Origin of the sequence: Mycobacterium sp. (genome assembly GCF_965229105.1) — a bacterium.
Lineage (GTDB): Bacteria > Actinomycetota > Actinomycetes > Mycobacteriales > Mycobacteriaceae > Mycobacterium.
The window spans coordinates 1,815,358-1,830,387 of record NZ_OZ245858.1; the positions used below are offsets into that span (position 1 = coordinate 1,815,358).

General features: G+C 65.6%; 16 protein-coding genes. 6 read left to right on the top strand and 10 right to left on the bottom strand.

The window, feature by feature from the left end; translation table 11 throughout:
* Positions 1-51: 51 nt before the first annotated feature.
* A complete protein-coding gene (lpqN, locus tag ADBZ9O_RS08815; RefSeq protein ID WP_526530321.1) occupies positions 52-744 on the bottom strand; it encodes an envelope biogenesis lipoprotein LpqN in 693 nt (230 codons plus the stop codon).
* A 329-nt stretch (positions 745-1,073) separates the two neighbouring features.
* Between lpqN and ADBZ9O_RS08820 the strand changes: the two genes are divergently transcribed.
* Together ADBZ9O_RS08820 and ADBZ9O_RS08825 are read left to right on the top strand one after the other, a co-directional pair.
* The gene (locus tag ADBZ9O_RS08820) at positions 1,074-2,465 is read left to right on the top strand and encodes a PE-PPE domain-containing protein (protein ID WP_526530323.1); all 1,392 of its coding nucleotides are present in this window, start codon (positions 1,074-1,076) and stop codon (positions 2,463-2,465) included.
* 9 nt (positions 2,466-2,474) lie between these two features.
* Positions 2,475-2,954 carry a TspO/MBR family protein gene (locus tag ADBZ9O_RS08825; protein WP_526530325.1) on the top strand — a complete coding sequence of 160 codons (480 nt, stop codon included), beginning with the start codon at positions 2,475-2,477 and terminating at the stop codon, positions 2,952-2,954.
* A 6-nt stretch (positions 2,955-2,960) separates the two neighbouring features.
* Here ADBZ9O_RS08825 and bsh read toward each other — a convergent pair whose 3' ends face one another.
* Both bsh and ADBZ9O_RS08835 read right to left on the bottom strand, forming a co-directional pair.
* Positions 2,961-3,932, bottom strand: coding sequence for a bile salt hydrolase (gene bsh / locus ADBZ9O_RS08830; RefSeq protein WP_526530327.1), 972 nt, complete (start codon positions 3,930-3,932; stop codon positions 2,961-2,963).
* 61 nt (positions 3,933-3,993) lie between these two features.
* Positions 3,994-4,269, bottom strand: a complete 276-nt coding sequence (locus ADBZ9O_RS08835) for a hypothetical protein (RefSeq protein ID WP_526530329.1) — start codon at positions 4,267-4,269, stop codon at positions 3,994-3,996.
* Positions 4,270-4,553: 284 nt separating this feature from the next.
* On the opposite strand from ADBZ9O_RS08835, the gene ADBZ9O_RS08840 reads away from it, so the two are divergent.
* Together ADBZ9O_RS08840 and ADBZ9O_RS08845 are read left to right on the top strand one after the other, a co-directional pair.
* Positions 4,554-5,246: a DUF5642 family protein gene (locus tag ADBZ9O_RS08840; protein WP_526530331.1), complete on the top strand. Its 693-nt coding sequence runs from the start codon at positions 4,554-4,556 to the stop codon at positions 5,244-5,246.
* Positions 5,247-5,257: 11 nt separating this feature from the next.
* Complete coding sequence (locus ADBZ9O_RS08845) at positions 5,258-5,914, top strand: DUF5642 family protein (protein WP_526530333.1); 657 nt, start codon at positions 5,258-5,260, stop codon at positions 5,912-5,914.
* Position 5,915: 1 nt separating this feature from the next.
* Here ADBZ9O_RS08845 and ADBZ9O_RS08850 read toward each other — a convergent pair whose 3' ends face one another.
* Positions 5,916-6,512 (bottom strand): alpha-ketoglutarate-dependent dioxygenase AlkB, encoded by a 597-nt coding sequence (locus ADBZ9O_RS08850; RefSeq protein WP_526530335.1) that lies wholly within the window; start codon positions 6,510-6,512, stop codon positions 5,916-5,918.
* A gap of 31 nt (positions 6,513-6,543) precedes the next feature.
* Positions 6,544-6,975 carry a redox-sensitive transcriptional activator SoxR gene (gene soxR, locus ADBZ9O_RS08855; protein WP_526530337.1) on the bottom strand — a complete coding sequence of 144 codons (432 nt, stop codon included), beginning with the start codon at positions 6,973-6,975 and terminating at the stop codon, positions 6,544-6,546.
* A 24-nt stretch (positions 6,976-6,999) separates the two neighbouring features.
* Here soxR and arcA point away from each other — a divergent pair, with 24 nt between their 5' ends.
* Entirely contained in the window at positions 7,000-8,226 is a 1,227-nt protein-coding gene (arcA, locus tag ADBZ9O_RS08860) for an arginine deiminase (protein ID WP_526532981.1), read from the top strand.
* 53 nt (positions 8,227-8,279) lie between these two features.
* Here arcA and ADBZ9O_RS08865 read toward each other — a convergent pair whose 3' ends face one another.
* Positions 8,280-9,143, bottom strand: coding sequence for a type IV toxin-antitoxin system AbiEi family antitoxin (locus ADBZ9O_RS08865; RefSeq protein ID WP_526530339.1), 864 nt, complete (start codon positions 9,141-9,143; stop codon positions 8,280-8,282).
* A 117-nt stretch (positions 9,144-9,260) separates the two neighbouring features.
* Positions 9,261-10,784 carry a dolichyl-phosphate-mannose--protein mannosyltransferase gene (locus ADBZ9O_RS08870; RefSeq protein ID WP_526532983.1) on the bottom strand — a complete coding sequence of 508 codons (1,524 nt, stop codon included), beginning with the start codon at positions 10,782-10,784 and terminating at the stop codon, positions 9,261-9,263.
* A gap of 57 nt (positions 10,785-10,841) precedes the next feature.
* Between ADBZ9O_RS08870 and rsmI the strand changes: the two genes are divergently transcribed.
* Positions 10,842-11,678 (top strand): 16S rRNA (cytidine(1402)-2'-O)-methyltransferase, encoded by an 837-nt coding sequence (gene rsmI, locus ADBZ9O_RS08875; protein ID WP_526530341.1) that lies wholly within the window; start codon positions 10,842-10,844, stop codon positions 11,676-11,678.
* Here rsmI and ADBZ9O_RS08880 read toward each other — a convergent pair.
* From ADBZ9O_RS08880 to ADBZ9O_RS08890, 3 genes are read right to left on the bottom strand one after another with little or no spacing between them, the layout of a single operon-like run.
* Positions 11,587-12,909 (bottom strand): aminodeoxychorismate synthase component I, encoded by a 1,323-nt coding sequence (locus tag ADBZ9O_RS08880; protein WP_526530343.1) that lies wholly within the window; start codon positions 12,907-12,909, stop codon positions 11,587-11,589. The two genes, rsmI and ADBZ9O_RS08880, sit on opposite strands and share 92 nt — an antisense overlap.
* 31 nt (positions 12,910-12,940) lie before the next feature.
* Positions 12,941-13,837, bottom strand: a complete 897-nt coding sequence (locus ADBZ9O_RS08885; RefSeq protein WP_526530345.1) for an RNA polymerase sigma-70 factor — start codon at positions 13,835-13,837, stop codon at positions 12,941-12,943.
* The gene (locus tag ADBZ9O_RS08890; protein ID WP_526530347.1) at positions 13,834-15,021 is read right to left on the bottom strand and encodes an NAD(P)/FAD-dependent oxidoreductase; all 1,188 of its coding nucleotides are present in this window, start codon (positions 15,019-15,021) and stop codon (positions 13,834-13,836) included. The genes ADBZ9O_RS08885 and ADBZ9O_RS08890 overlap by 4 nt, the downstream gene beginning before the upstream one ends.
* Positions 15,022-15,030: the final 9 nt, after the last annotated feature.

Sequence of the window (15,030 nt, forward strand, 5' to 3'; positions counted from 1 at the left end):
CTAGTGGCGTGCGGTTGGAAAGTGGTTGGAATGGCGTGCGCGCGCCCAGAATCAGGGCGTGATGACGGTCTGCGCCCCGATGATATTCATCGCGTCGTTGAGGGCGGGCGCCTCTGACTCGTCGGCGAAGCCGTTGAGTTGCAGCACGTAGACGGCATCGCCGACCGGTATCACGACGGTTTTCTGGGATACCGTGCCCTTCTTGTCACCGTCGGCGAAGTTGCCGCCGAGCTGAACGGCGTCGTAACCGGAGACCTTGACGGGGTCACCTTTGGGATTGCCGGTGAAGCCGGGCAGGTTGTTGAGCTCGCCCGGGGCGTACTTCAACACCTCGGCGGGATCGACGTTGCCGGTCAACTGCGAGAGCACCGCGAGGATCCGGGGCGGGTTGTTCGGCACGGCGCTCCTGGTGTCCACGATCGCACCGTAGGTACCCGCGGGCAGGGCGCCTTGTTTGGCGCCCCAGCCGTCGGGGAGTGGCACGTTGATATTCGGCCCGGGATCGCCGCGTTTCATGCTGATTTCGGTGATCTTGTTCTCGGCGATGTAGTCCGAAATGGTTTTCTGGGCGCCTGCGGCCGGTGCTGAGGTGGTCGGGGCTGCCGCGCTCGAGGACGCCGTCGAACTGGCCGAGTCAGATGAGCTCGATGAGCTGGCTTTGTCATCGGAGCCGCAGCCCACCAGCGCCAGGCTCAGCGCGAGGACGGTGACTCCCGCACCGGTAGCTGCTGTCAGTCTCTTCACGAGCGGTGTCTCCTTTGAAGTGTTGGTCGCCAGGCGCAGCCTACGGTCGGCAAACGGTCGGTGGAAGCCAAAACGCGGGCGGTTCCATCTGGTGTCCGAATGGAAACCGGTTGGAAATGCGAACTTCAGTTGCGTCGAGCAACCTTCTCGACCGACGCCGATCGGCAAATCGGATGGTGGCGGGGGCAAACGCAATGTTATTGCGTTCGCAATCATTCTCGAGTTTCACGCGATCCCTCCCTGATAACGACGTGAACTCCCCCTTGCGTGATGCATTATGCAGCGGTGCAGCGCGTTCAGCACCCCCAGCCTCGGCAAGGTCGTCACACATGTTTTTGAGAATGCGCTGGCTCGCCGTGGTGTCGCTGGCACTGGCGGTACTGGTTGGGCTGGCCTGCTCGACCTCGATGCCCGTCATCGGACTGGTCGCTGCGACGGTATTCATCATGGGTGGCACCGGCAGCCCCCTGGTCAATTCGCACACCATCGATCCGGCATCGCCGGGCAGCTACGTCCTGTACAACTACGACCTGTTCGAGGGACAGGCGACCATCGACTACGTCAATGCGGTGACCGCGCGTTACCTGGTGTCGACCGGGGTCGGCGACTACCACCGCGTGGCCGTTCATACCCCAGAAGAGTTCTGGCCCGTGTTCGGACCGCGCACGTTCGACGCCTCGGTGGCTGACGGCGCGCACAACCTGAGCAACTGCGTTGTCGGCCGGAATTGCATCGCCCACGCCGTCGACCCAGCAGTGGCGCCGGGCACCGGTGACTACATCGTCTTCGGTTACTCGCAGAGCGCCCGCGTCGCCACCGTCGAGAAGCGGAATCTCATTGCGCAGTACCGCAATCCGGATGGCACCTGGCAGCCGATGATCGATGCGGCAGGCGACGAGATCGACGCATCGTTCGTCTTGATCGGAAACCCCAATCGGCCCAACGGCGGCATCCTCGAACGCTTCAACGGGCTCTACCTGCCGATCATCGACGTCACCAACGATGGGGCAACCCCAACCGACAGCTGCGATGGAACCGTCTGTCACCTACCGACCGTCGACATCTCCCGGCAGTACGACGGATGGTCCGACTTCCCTGTCCGCCCGCTCAACGTGCTGGCCACGCTGAACGCGATCGCGGGAACCGCCCTGATCCACACCGACTACACCAGCGCCGCGGTCCCGGACATGCAATACCAGGGCACCACCGGTGATACCACCTACTACCTGATCCCGACGAAGCTGCTCCCGATCCTGATGCCGTTGAAGATGATCGGCATCCCGTCGCCGATCCTCACCGCGCTCGACGCGCCGCTGCGGGTCATCGTCGAGTGGGCCTATGACCGCGATATCGCGCCAGGGGTCCCGACGATCGCGCAAGTGACCGGCCCGCGTGACCCGCTGGCCGATCTCGGTGCCGTCGTCGCGGCAATACCGGTCGGGTTGGACGACGCACTGTCGGAAATCGCCGCCGACGAAGACTTCCGGCCGTTCCACACGACGAAGGTGAACAGTCCATACGGTAATCAGGGCAGTCCGCTACCCGCGGCACCCAGCACCGCGGTCGCCACGCCGATTCCTCATCAGGCCGGCGGCTCGGTCGCGGTGCAGCGCAAAGCGACTCGGTCAGCCGGCCGCCCGGCCGCGGAGTCTCGATCCCAGCCCCGGGCCGCGGCGGCCAAAAAGCCACATGGCGGCGTGAGCGGGCCTCGGCGTGGGTAGTTTGGAAGCATGCGTCTGCCTACCTTGCTCGGAACTGGTCTAGCCACCGCGAGTGCCGCGGTCATCGGAAGTGTGGCAAGTAAGTCGGGTGTCGAAACCTGGTACCGAACGGTAAAAAAGCCGAGCTATGTCCCGCCGAATGCGGTCTTCCCAGTGGCGTGGACCACCCTTTACGCCGACATCGCCGTCACGTCGGCGTCGACGATCGACCGCCTGCGCGCCGAGGGTGACGATGCGAAAACGCGGGCCTACATCGCCGCCCTGGCGTCGAATCTGGTCCTCAACGCCAGCTGGAGTTGGTTGTTTTTCGCCCGCCACAAGCTCGGCGTATCTGCCGTGGCCGCCGGGGTGCTGGCGGCCAGCAGTGCTGACTTGGTCCGGCGGACCGCCCAGGTCAACCCCAAAGCCGGTTTGTCCCTGGCGCCCTATCCGCTGTGGTGCAGTTTCGCCACGGTGATGTCCACCGATATCTGGCGCCTCAACCGGTAGCGCCGGTCAGAAACCCACCTGCTGGGGAGCGAACCTCGCGGTGACATCGCCGACCATCGTCTCGTCGTAAGGATCGATCGCCAGCGGTTCGCCGCCGTCGGGAAGGTCGAGTTCGTCGAACCGCACCCAGATGATGTTCGGGCTCGTGGTCAGCTCGAAGAAGTAGATCCGATTGGTCAGGTCGCAGACCGTGCGGTACTCGGTGTTGTAGACACCGAACTCGCCGTACGGCGCCCCAAACGGCACCGAGACATTGCGCATGATCGCCATCACACCGGCGACGGCCTGGCGGTCGGTTTCGGGCTTGGGTAACAGGTTCGAGTAGTAGGCGGCGCGCTGGAAGCGGTCGACGGCATTGACATTGCCCGGCAGCGGCATATTGCGGTCGGGATGTGAGAAGTCCTGCTGCGAGAGCAGTTCGAGCTGTTCGTCGTAGGTCGGGTCATTGGTCATCAGGGTGTACTCGCGGCCGTGATGGATGACCTGCTTACCGTGGTCGAACTCGATGATGGCCGAGTCCCCGCTGCTGTCCTCGAGCGCCAGATGAATGGTCGCGTCGTGGCCGCGGGCGCTGGCCATCACCACGTCGATATCACCCATCAGTGCCAGCGCTTCGGCGACGCTGCCGGCCTGATCAAGTAGGTACTGCACCCACAATCCCGCGTGCAGGCCCGGCTTGGAGGTGTCCCGGGGGCCGAAATCCGTGGTCTTGAGATACAGACCGTGTACGGCCAGGCCCCGCTCGTTGAACCCGTCGATTCCGCCGAGGCCGTACACCGAGGTGACCACGGTGGCGTAGCGGCTGGTCCAGCGCAGCGGGTTGTCGCCGACGACGTTCGTGCCGGCCAGGGTGCCGCCGTCGCGGTGCTGGCCAGGTGGAAAGGCGATCAGCAGTGGATCGGTGGATTCGGGCCAGTCCATGCTGCGGCCGGTGAGGATGGCAAGGGCGTTGGTATTCCAGAGAACTCGGGTGCACACGGCTCTCAACATAGAGAAGGGGCGCCCTTGAGGACGCCCCTTTGCCTACGTGTTGTCGTGTCTAGCAGTTGACGATCAGGTAGATCGGCTCCAGCACCATCCTGTTGGGCCGCAGATCTGTGGTGTGGTTCGGGCGAACCGAATCAACAGTGCACAGCTCAAGGGGCGCGGCGCCGACCTTGTTCTCCAAGACGGGGTAGCCGTTGCTCTCCAGTGAGCTGCCGGTATCCATGGTGGGTTCTGCTTCCGACGGAGCCGCCAGCGCCAGTGCCGCGGTTCCCGCAGTCAGGCCGAACAGGCTGCCTGCAACTGCTGTAGCTAATATCAACTTCTTCATCTTTTCCTCCGACTTTGTAGCTCCCAACCCGCGCGTAACCTGCGGTTTACATGGGATGCCAGTTGTAACGTCGCAGGTAGTAAGTTTTCTTCCGCATGATTTCATCGTCCTCTGCGCCATCTCTTGGCAGCGTCTAAGGTTTTCTTCAGCGGCCGGCCAAGCGAGCGAATGTGTGAACACAGCAATGAAATTGGCGTGATCTTGAGCTAAGTTGGCAGCGCTGACGGGAATAGTTCAGGATCGGCGTCCCCGCTTTTGTGGCACGCCTGTGATATCAACGGCCCGTGTGGCGACTGGCGCTGAGCCTGATGGTGGTCGCGCTGGCCGCTGGGTGCGGACAATCCGCAGGTCCGACCCCAGCGACGACCGCGCCGACGGCGGCGACATCGCCTTCGCCCGTCGCACTCGCACCTGTCGACCCCGAGCGGATCAAACGTGTCCGCGGCGATCTCCCGGCGGATTACGAAGTGGCCGATATCACCGGGCCCGCATCCTTGTCGGGGTTCTGGGGCTTTCGGGTCGGCTGGACCGCCGAACCAACGCAGTGCGCCGCACTGGTCGAGTCGGCGGCAGACCCGGCGCCACAGGTACGTGGCCTGTCGGGCTCCGGTGCCGGGGGCATCGTCTACGTGGTCGTCCAGACGCCGTCGTCGGGGGCATACGTCTTCGATCCGGCACTTGTCGACCAGTGTGCCCAGTGGACGATGGCCTACGGCCGGTCGTCCGCGTCGGTCAGCTTCGTCGACGCCCCGCCCATCGACGGTGCTGCGACAGTCGGAATGGTCACCGCAATCAGAACGGTCGTCGAGTCCGGAACCGAGACTGACGCACAGGCCGACACCTTTTCGGCCTATGTCGACGGGCACTTCGTCTTCGTGACAGTGGTGACCGACCCGGGATTGCCTGCGCCGCCGCTGCCACCGCAGTTTGCCGCCGAGCTGTTGGTGAAGACGGTGTCAGCGTTGCGCGGCAGGTAGATTGGCCCCCGATGTTCATCACCAGGGCGCCGTTCGTCATCGCATGCGCCGGCTTGGCAGCCGCATGCTCCGCAAGCCAACCGGCCCCTTCGGCGAATCTCGCCAAGGTCGCCGACGTGAAATCGTCGTTCGGTCCGGAGTTCACGGTGACCGACGTCCCCACGACGGGGATTGACCCCAAGGTGCTGGCCGGCCAGAAGTTGCCGGAGGGACTGAAATTTGATCCCGCCGATTGCGCCAAATTCGCCGCAGGTCAGGCCATGCCCGCGGACCTGAAGGGCAATATGGCCGCTGTCAGCGCCGAAGGTGCCGGTAACCGCTTCATCACCATCGCTATGGAGACCTCGGAGCCCATCCCTGTGACCGACCCCGGTGCGGGTTGTCAGAAGGTCGGTTTCACCGGGGGTGCGATGCGCGGTGTCGTCGAGATCGTCCCGGCGCCGCAGATCCCGGATGTCCAGACCCAAGGTGTGCACCGAATTCTGCAGACCACCATCAACGGCGAACCGCAGATCGGCGAGATCTACAGCTATCTTGCGCATTTCGGCAACTACCAGGTGATCGTCAGCGCAAACCCGCTGGTGCTCCCCGACAAGCCTGTCGCACCCGTGGACACCAAGCGCGCCGAGGCACTGTTGACCGCGGCCGTCGCGGCGATCAAGGGCTGAGTCAGCGCACGTCGCGGGGCCGGAACTGGATGCTGATCCGCGGCCCGGTCGGCCTCGTGGTTTTCGGGATCGCATGTTCCCAGGTGCGTTGGCAGGAGCCGCCCATCACCAGCAGGTCGCCGTGGCCGTGTTTGATGCGCAGCGATGCCCCGCCGCCGCGCGGTCGCAGGGCGAACGTGCGGGTGGAGCCCAGGCTCAAGATGGCCACCATGGTGTCCTCGGTGCTGCTGCGGCCAACGGTGTCGCCGTGCCAGGCGACGCTGTCGTTTTCGTCGCGGTACAGGCACAGCCCTGCGGTGGTGAACGGTTCGCCCAGCTCACCGGCGTAGATGTCATTGAGCCGCCTGCGCAATTGTTTGAGCGCGCTATGCGGGACCGGTTCGGTGAGCAGATCGTGGAAGCTGACCAGGCGAGGGACGTCGAGCACGCGGTCATACATCTGCCGCCGCTCGGCACGCCAGGGGATATCGCTCATCAGCTCGTCGAACAGGGTTTCACCGTCGCCGAGCCAGCCTGCTCGCACGTCGATCCACGCACCGCCCGCGAGATGCCGGCGTTCGGCGTGGTCGAACAGCGAACCCTGGACCGCCAGTGACACGTCCGCGAGTTTATCGCACAGACGTTCGATTCTATAGGCGCGCGGCGCCGGGTCCTTTTTCGGCGAGTACATCGCCGGGGTTGGACAGCGTGCAACTCTTCAGGCTGAGGCAACCGCAGCCGATACAGTCCGCCAGGTTGTCCCGCAGGCGCTGCAGATGCAGGATGCGGTCGTCGAGATCTTGGCGCCAGCCGGCGGACAAGCGCGCCCAGTCCTTACTCGTCGGGATCCGATCTGCCGGCAGCGTGCCCAGCGCCTCACGCACCCTGGCCAGTGGGATACCCAGGCGCTGCGACATGCGGATGAAGGCCACCCGACGCAGCGTCTCGCGGGGGTAGCGCCGTTGGTTGCCGCTGGTGCGACGGCTGCTGATCAGACCTTCGCGTTCGTAGAAGTGCAGCGCCGAGACCGCGACGCCAGCGCGTTGCGCCAGGTCGCCCGGGGCCATTTCGAGTTCGTACATAACACCTGAACCATAGTTGAGGTGATGGTCCGGGATACGGTGCTTACTGTGACTGGCATAGCGCTTGGCTCGAATTCCGAGGTGGGAACGTTGCGGGTGGTGATCCTGCACCGCCCTGGCGCCGAGTTGCAGCGACTGACCCCCGGCAACAACGACAAGTTGTTGTTCGACGGTTTGCCATGGGTGGCCAGGGCGCAGGAGGAGCACGATGCGTTTGCTGCCCTGCTGCGCTCGCGCGGTGTCGAGGTGCTGCTGTTGGGCGAGCTGCTGACCGAGGCTCTGGCCAGCGGCGCCGCCCGGATGCACGGTATCGCAGCGGCGGTGGACTCGCGACGGCTCGGTCTTCCTCTGGCGCAAGAGCTTTCGGCTTATCTGCGCACCCTGGAACCGGCCCCGTTGGCGCGCTTGTTGATGGCGGGCATGACCTTCAACGAACTGCCGATCGACGGTGAACTGTCATTGGTGCGACGGATGCATCACGGCGCGGATTTTGTCATCGACCCATTGCCCAATCTGTTGTTCACCAGAGACTCGTCGTTTTGGATCGGGCCACGGGTGGCGATCACCTCGTTGGCGCTGCCTGCCCGGATTCGCGAGACCTCGCTGACCGATCTGATCTACGCACATCATCCGCGGTTCCTCGGCGTGCGCAGGGCCTACGAGTCGCGCTCTGCACCGGTCGAGGGCGGTGACGTGCTCCTGCTGGCGCCCGGTGTGGTGGCGGTCGGGGTCGGTGAGCGAACGACCCCCGCCGGCGCCGAGGCCCTGGCCCGCAGCCTGTTCGACGATGGTCTTGCGCACACTGTCCTTGCGGTGCCAATCGCTCAGGAGCGCGCCCAGATGCACCTCGACACCGTCTGCACGATGGTCGATGTCGACGCTGTGGTGATGTATCCGAACATTGTTGATTCGTTGTCCGCGTTCACCATTCACCACACCGGCTCCGGGGTGCGGATTGATCGGGCCGCACCGTTCGTCGCCGCCGCCGCGGACGCCATGGGGATCGACAAGCTGCGGGTCATCGACACCGGACTCGACCCGGTTACCGCCGAGCGCGAACAGTGGGATGACGGGAACAACACGCTCGCCCTGGCGCCGGGAGTGGTCGTCGCCTATGAGCGGAATACGGAAACCAATGCTCGCCTTGGCGATTCGGGCATCGAGGTGTTGACGATCTCAGCATCCGAACTGGGTACCGGTCGAGGTGGGCCGCGCTGCATGTCATGTCCGGTGGCGCGCGACCCGCTGTAACCTTCTTACGCCGAGATTGCGTCTAGGGTCGCGATTGCAATGAGATAGCAGCCCTAGGCGCAGTTTCGACGGAAGTTGACGGGGTCCCAGCCCCGTTGGCGCCACGCCTGTCGAGTCCTCTCGACGATGAATCGCGGCGAATGCTCTGCGACGACGCGTAGATCGACCCAACCTTGGCCGGTGATCAGCTCGTACCGACCGATATCGTGAACATAGGTGGTGCGCTGACGGTGATGGTCGCCCTCGTAGTCGAGGCCGATCTTCGGCCCCTCCCAACCCATGTCGAGGTAGGTGTCGGTGAACCCATCAGTGACGTGGATCTGGGTCTGGGGCTTCGGAAATCCGGCGTCCATGAGGACCAGCCGCAACCAGCTCTCTTTTGGTGACTGCGCGCCGGCATCACAGTGAGCCAGCGCTGAGCGGGCGCGCGCTACACCACGGGCGCCCGCGTACCGGGTCGTCATGGCCAGCGCGTCGCCGAGGTCAAATGCGGTCGCCCGCGCCAGTGCATCGAGGTTGACGACGGCAGGTAGGCGCTGTTGGTGGCGGCCCAGGTCCAGCGCTGTGCGCGCCGGTGACGTGACGGGAAGGCCGTCAATGTGCATAACCTCGTCGGGTTCGATCCGCTCGTTGCGGGTGATGATTCCGCTGGGTGACCGTGGTGCGCAATCGATCAAGTCGATGGGCACGGTCTCGTCGATCCACAAGGCCCCGTGCAGGGCCGCCGCTGCACGACCCGCCACGATTGCCTGTCTGTCCGACCACAGCCATGCGGCCACTGTTTTGGTCCGCAGCGTCAGTGGTTGGTCTTTCGCAAGGTAGACACCTGGATATATCTGGCGGTAGTTCCACCGCAATTGGCCGCGAGTAAGGGAGCGACGGCCGAGTGCCTCGGTCCCGATGAACGGTCCATGCATGCGGGTGAGCGTGACGCAACGTGCGCCGCGAGGATTCCCGCCGGCCCGAAATTGCTGCCAGGGCTGTGGATAACCCCATCGAAGCAGCCCTCAAAGCAGTCTCGCGCGAAGCGGACTTCAGCGCCAGCTGGGCAGCCAGATCTCCATATTCCAGGTGCCGTGCGAGATGGGCGTACCGGTGAGCACCGGGAACAGCCAGGCGAAGTTCGTCACCACCAACGCGAGGTAGAAGCAGACGACCAGCATTCCGAGCGTTCGTCGTTCGGCGTTCTGTCCCGGTTTGTACAGGATGTCCCCGCAGATCAGGGCTATGGCCATCACCAGGAACGGAGCCATGGTGGTCGCATAGAAGAAATACATCTGCCGGTCGATATCGGCGAACCACGGCAGCCAGCCCGCGCAATAACCGACCAGTACCACCGCGTAGCGCCAGTCGCGGCGGACAAAGGCGCGCCAGGCGGCGTAGAACAGCACCGGCACCGCCAGCCACCACATCGCCGGGGTGCCCACCAGCATCACGGCCTTGACGCAGGACTGTGCGCCGCAGCCGGGCACGTTGTCCTGGTCGATCGCATAGAGCACCGGGCGCAGCGACATCGGCCACGTCCACGGTTTGGATTCCCACGGATGGTGATTGCCTGCGGCGTTGGTCAGGCCGGAATGGAAGTCGTAGGCCTTGCTTGTGTAGTGCCACAGCGACCGGATGGCATCGGGGGGCTGAAACCACTGCCGCTCCCCGATGGTCTGACCTACCTCGTAACGGTCGACGGCCGTCTCCGAGGCGAACCACGGGGCGTACGCGGCGAGATAGACGCCGAACGGGATCAACAGCATCACATAGGCGGTCGGTCCGACATCTCGGCGGATAGTGCCCAGCCACGGCCGCGGCACCCGGTACTGCCTGCGCGCGGCGATATCGAAGGCCAGCGACATCGCGCCGAAGAAGATGATGAAGTACAAGCCAGACCATTTGGTGGCGCAGGCCAGCCCCAGCAGCACACCGGCGCCGAACCGCCACCATCGCACGCCGAGGCGTGGCCCCCACGGTGTCTCGGCGATCCGGCCGTCCAGGAGCGCGTTGTGCATTCGCTCCCGGACCTGGTCGCGGTCGACGATCAGAGCTCCGAACGCCATCACGATGAAAAAGGTGAGATATCCGTCGAGCAGCGCCGTGCGGGCCGTGACGAAGGTGACCGCGTCGGCGCAGAGCAGCAGGCCGGCGATCCCGCCGACCAGCGTCGAGCGACTGATCCGCCGCACGATGCGTGCCACCACCGCGATCAGCACCACGCCGAGCAGCGCGCCCATGAAACGCCAGCCCAGCCCGTTGTAGCCGAAGATGCCCTCGCCGATGGCCATCAGCTGCTTGCCGACCGGCGGATGCACCACCAGACCGAAACCGGGATTGTCCTCGACAAAGTGGTTGTGCCAGACCTGCCAGGCTTGGGGTGCGTAATGCTTCTCGTCGAAGATCGGCGTACCGGCGTCAGTGGGGGACTGCAGGTTGATGAACCGGGTCACCGTGGCCAGCGCGGCGATCACCGCCGTCATCGCCCAGCCCTGGAGCCGATCAAGGGGGCCGAAATCGGTGACGGGGACAAGCGGGCCGGGGCTGATCACAGGTACGGCGCGCTCCGTCATCACAGAGCTGGGAGCGGTCATCACAAGAATCGTAAGCTGGATCGTAGGCTTGCCCACATGAGTGGTGGTCGACTGTTGCTGGGCGCCACCCCGCTGGGACAACCCGGTGACGCTTCGGCACGGCTGATCGAGGCGTTGGCCTCGGCCGATATCGTCGCCGCCGAAGACACCCGCCGGGTTCGCACGTTGGCGTCTGCGCTGGACGTCCGCATCGCAGGCAAGGTGGTCAGCCTGTTCGACCAGAACGAGGCGGTCCGGGCCCCGGCCCTCGTCGAGGAAATGCTCGCGGGTGCGACGGTGCTGGCGGTGACCGACGCGGGGATGCCATTGATCAGTGATCCGGGCTACCGGTTGGTGACCGCCTGCGTCGCCGCGGGGGTGTCGGTCACCTGTCTGCCGGGGCCGTCGGCGGTGACGACCGCGCTGGCCATCTCCGGCCTGCCCTCGGAGCGGTTCTGTTTCGAGGGTTTCGCCCCCCGCAAGGAGTCCGCCCGCCGGACCTGGCTGGCGACACTGGTCGGTGAGCGGCGCACGAGCGTGTTCTTTGAATCACCGCGCCGGCTCGAAGCCTGTCTGCGCGACGCGGTACTTCAGCTCGGCGGGGCCCGCCGCGCCGCGGTGTGTCGGGAGCTGACCAAAACCCACGAAGAGGTCATCCGCGGCACGCTCGACGAACTCGTCGAATGGTCACAGGGCGGTGTGCTCGGTGAGATCACCGTGGTGCTTGCCGGTGCGACGCCGACCACCGATATCGACGAGTTGGTGGCGGAGGTGGCGGCACTGACCGAGGAGGGTCTCGGAGTCAAAGAGGCGTGTCTGCGGGTGATCGAGTCCCATCCCGGCGCCCCGTCGCGCCGGGAGCTCTACGATGCGGTACTTCGGTCGCGGCAGTGACGCTAGGGGAGAGCTCGATCGTCGGCGCCGCCTTGTGTAGGCACTCCTGCCATTCGGCGTCGGGGTCCGAGTCGGCAGTGATCCCGCCGCCCACCCCAAGCAATGCCGCACCCGTGCTATCGAACTCGACGGTGCGGATCGCCACGTTCAGTTCGGTACCGGCCATCGGGGATGCCAAACCGACTGTGCCGCAATAGACCCCGCGTCGATGCTGCTCCCACTGCGAAAGCAGTTCGCGGGCCCGGCCTTTCGGGGTGCCGGTCACCGAGGCCGGCGGGAAGGTGGCCGCCAATAGGTCACGGTTCGTGAGTTCGGCAGGTACCCGGGCCGATACCGTCGACACCAGATGCCAGACGCCAGGCGCGGGTCGCACCGCCAGCAACTCGGGGACGCCGACCGATCCTGTCACCGCGACTCGGCCGAGGTCATTGCGGACCAGATCGACGATCATGATGTTCTCGGCGACATCCTTGACCGATGCCCGCAGTAGGGCCGGGTCGGCGTGCAGCGGTAGCGTGCCCTTGATCGGGCTCGACAGCACGGCGTCGCCGCGCCTAGCCAAGAACAGTTCCGGTGACAGCGACGCCACCGCGCCCCACCGCCCGGCCACATAGGCGGCCCGCGCGGGCGCCGTGCGCGCAACGGCATCAGCGAAGAAGTCGACGGTGGCGCCGGCGATCGTCCCGGTGAACTGGGTGCAGACGCAGGCTTGATAGACCTCGCCGGCGGCGATCGCCTCCAGACAGGCCAGCACAGCGGCCCGATGCGCCTCGCGGTCAGGGGCCGACCAATCGATCTGCCAGGACCGTGCCGGTGCGGGCTGGCCCAATGCCTCGCTCAGCCAGTCCGGCATCGATACACCGGAAAGGCTTTCATACCACCATATTTCGTCGTGGTCCTGACGGAGGACGCAGTCGGTCCACCCGCCAGCCGCCTCAGGGATCCGCCCTGGCAACCCGCCGGCGCCCGCGTCGGGATAGGACAGGTAGCCGAGCCAGCCGCCGCCTACCGCTGCGGAACGCCCGGCGCCACCGGTATCTGGTTTAGCGGCAAAGACTTCCCCGAGTGCGGTCGGATCCGCCTGCACCGACGGTGCGATCACGGCCAGCGAGCCGAACCAATCGCCGATCAGCGCCGCCGGTGGCGCCATCGCGCGGCTTTCCGCTGCCCGCGCGACGGACCGCAGCACCTGGGAGGCTGACCCCAGGGCGCCGAGCCGGTCGATCCGCATCGGCATAGCTTGTCAGACCGGGCTCTGACACCTAGCGGCCGATCTGACGCGGCACCTTCACCGTCGAGAGCTTCTCCGGGTTGCGCATCGCGTAGAAGTTGGTGATCTTGCCGTCGATGACCTCGATGGTGATCACCCCCTCCAGGCTGTCTCCGAGGTAGAGCACCAGCGCGGGCGCGCTGTTGTAGATCGCGGGCTCGACGCGACCGTCGTTGCCGCCCAACCGAGTCAGACCCATCAGCAGCTTGGCCACCTTCTCGGCGCCCACCACCGGTCTGCGGGCGGCGCTGGCCTTACCGTCGCTGTCGGCGGTCCACACCACATCCGGCGCGAGCATCGCCAGCAGCCCCGCCATATCACCGGTAGCGGCCGCGGTGAAGAACTGAGTGGTCAGTGCGACGGACTCCACCGGGTCGACGGGTTCGAAGCGTTTACGCCTGGCCTGCACGTGTTCGCGGGCACGATGGGCCATCTGACGCACCGCGCTTGCGGATTTGCCGACGGCGGAAGCGATCTCGTCGTAACTGAAGCCGAAAACCTCGCGCAGGACGAACACCGCGCGTTCGTCCGGGCTCAGCGTTTCCAGTACCACCATCATCGCCATCGAGACCGACTCCGCGAGCACCACATCGGTGGATGCATCCTGCTCGTCGAGCAGCAGCGGCTCCGGCAGCCACGGGCCGATGTATTCTTCGCGCCTGCGCGACTCGGCCCGCAACGCGTTCAGCGACTGCCTGGTGACCAGTTGCGCCAGGTAGGACTTGGTATCGCGCACCTGCCCCAGCTCGACGTCCGCCCATCGCAGGTAGCTTTCCTGCAGCACGTCATCGGATTCGGTTGCCGAGCCAAGTATTTCGTAGGCGATGGTGAACAGCAACGGCCGAAGCAGGGTGAAACGTTCGGCATGCTCAGCTGTGCCGGTGGTCATTGCGTCGCCGCATTGGCGGCTGCGGCGGCGAGATGCTGTTGGCGCTTGCCGCCTTTGAGCCAGAAGTAGGCCCCTGGTTTGCGGGCCTCCCGCATCAGGAACGAGATGGTGCCCTTGCATACCGCTTCCTTGACGGCGGCGGCCGCGCGGCCGCCGATGTACAGCGGCAGCACGGTGTCGTCGGTCTTGGCCATCTGGATAGTGGCCCCGGTGCGGCCCACGCTGATGCACTGACCGGTGAACGCCTGGTTGATGACGGCCGGCTGCTCGCCGGCGATGCGGCGCAGCACCGTATTGGCGGCCTGCGCACCGAGCGGGAGCGCGGCCTGGCAGCTCATCCGCAACGGTTGGCCCGACGGGGCCGACGCGTCACCCGCCGCGACGATGCGGGGGTCGTCGACGCTGGTCAGGGTTTCGTCGGTGAGTAGACGGCCGAGAGCATCGGTGGTCAATCCGCTGCGGTCCGCCAGGTCGGGCACGCCGAAACCGGCGCTCCAGATGGTGACCGCGCTGGGCAGCTCCCTGCCGTCGGCGAGCGTGACCGCATCCTCGGACACGGCGGTGACGGTGGCGCCTGGCCCGTCGAGGACAGTGACGCCCAGCTTGGTCAGCCGGCGCGCGACGGAGCGCCGGCCAGGCGTGCTCAGGTAAGGGCCGAGCACCGAGCCGCACACCAGGGTGACTTGGCGGCCGATTTCGGCCAGTTCGGCCGCCGTTTCGATACCGGTCGGGCCGGCGCCCACCACCACCAGTGGCGCTTCGGCCGACAGCGCGGCCACGGCGGCGTGTAACCGCTGAGCGTGTTCGAGATCTGAGATCGGGTACGCGAACTGCGCGCCCGGCACCGATGGCGTCGCTCCGGTGCTGCCGACGGCATAGATCAGATAGTCGTAGGCCAGAGTGTCGCCCGAAGCGAGCGCCACGGTGCGGGTCGCGGCGTCGATATGTGTCGCGCTGTCGACCACCAGGCGGATGCCGTCGCCCAGCAGGGTCTGGTAGTCCACCACCGCGTCATCGGAACCGGTCACCAACTGGTGCAACCGGATTCTCTCGACGAAGGACGGGCGCGCATTGACCAGCGTGATCTGGACATCGTCGCGCTGTCGCAGATGGTTGGCTGCCAGTACACCGGCGTAGCCGCCGCCGAGGACGAGGATCTGGGTCCTGGGATGAGAGGGGGTCATCTCAACTCC

Coding starts and splice junctions, on each gene's coding strand:
- ADBZ9O_RS08820 (WP_526530323.1), top strand. CDS start 1,074: ATGTTTTTGAGAATGCGCTGGCTCGCCGTGGTGTCGCTGGCACTGGCG.
- ADBZ9O_RS08825 (WP_526530325.1), top strand. CDS start 2,475: ATGCGTCTGCCTACCTTGCTCGGAACTGGTCTAGCCACCGCGAGTGCC.
- ADBZ9O_RS08835 (WP_526530329.1), bottom strand. CDS start 4,269: ATGAAGAAGTTGATATTAGCTACAGCAGTTGCAGGCAGCCTGTTCGGC.
- ADBZ9O_RS08845 (WP_526530333.1), top strand. CDS start 5,258: ATGTTCATCACCAGGGCGCCGTTCGTCATCGCATGCGCCGGCTTGGCA.
- soxR (WP_526530337.1), bottom strand. CDS start 6,975: ATGTACGAACTCGAAATGGCCCCGGGCGACCTGGCGCAACGCGCTGGC.
- arcA (WP_526532981.1), top strand. CDS start 7,000: ATGGTCCGGGATACGGTGCTTACTGTGACTGGCATAGCGCTTGGCTCG.
- ADBZ9O_RS08865 (WP_526530339.1), bottom strand. CDS start 9,143: ATGCATGGACCGTTCATCGGGACCGAGGCACTCGGCCGTCGCTCCCTT.
- ADBZ9O_RS08870 (WP_526532983.1), bottom strand. CDS start 10,784: ATGACGGAGCGCGCCGTACCTGTGATCAGCCCCGGCCCGCTTGTCCCC.
- rsmI (WP_526530341.1), top strand. CDS start 10,842: ATGAGTGGTGGTCGACTGTTGCTGGGCGCCACCCCGCTGGGACAACCC.
- ADBZ9O_RS08880 (WP_526530343.1), bottom strand. CDS start 12,909: ATGCGGATCGACCGGCTCGGCGCCCTGGGGTCAGCCTCCCAGGTGCTG.
- ADBZ9O_RS08885 (WP_526530345.1), bottom strand. CDS start 13,837: ATGACCACCGGCACAGCTGAGCATGCCGAACGTTTCACCCTGCTTCGG.
- ADBZ9O_RS08890 (WP_526530347.1), bottom strand. CDS start 15,021: ATGACCCCCTCTCATCCCAGGACCCAGATCCTCGTCCTCGGCGGCGGC.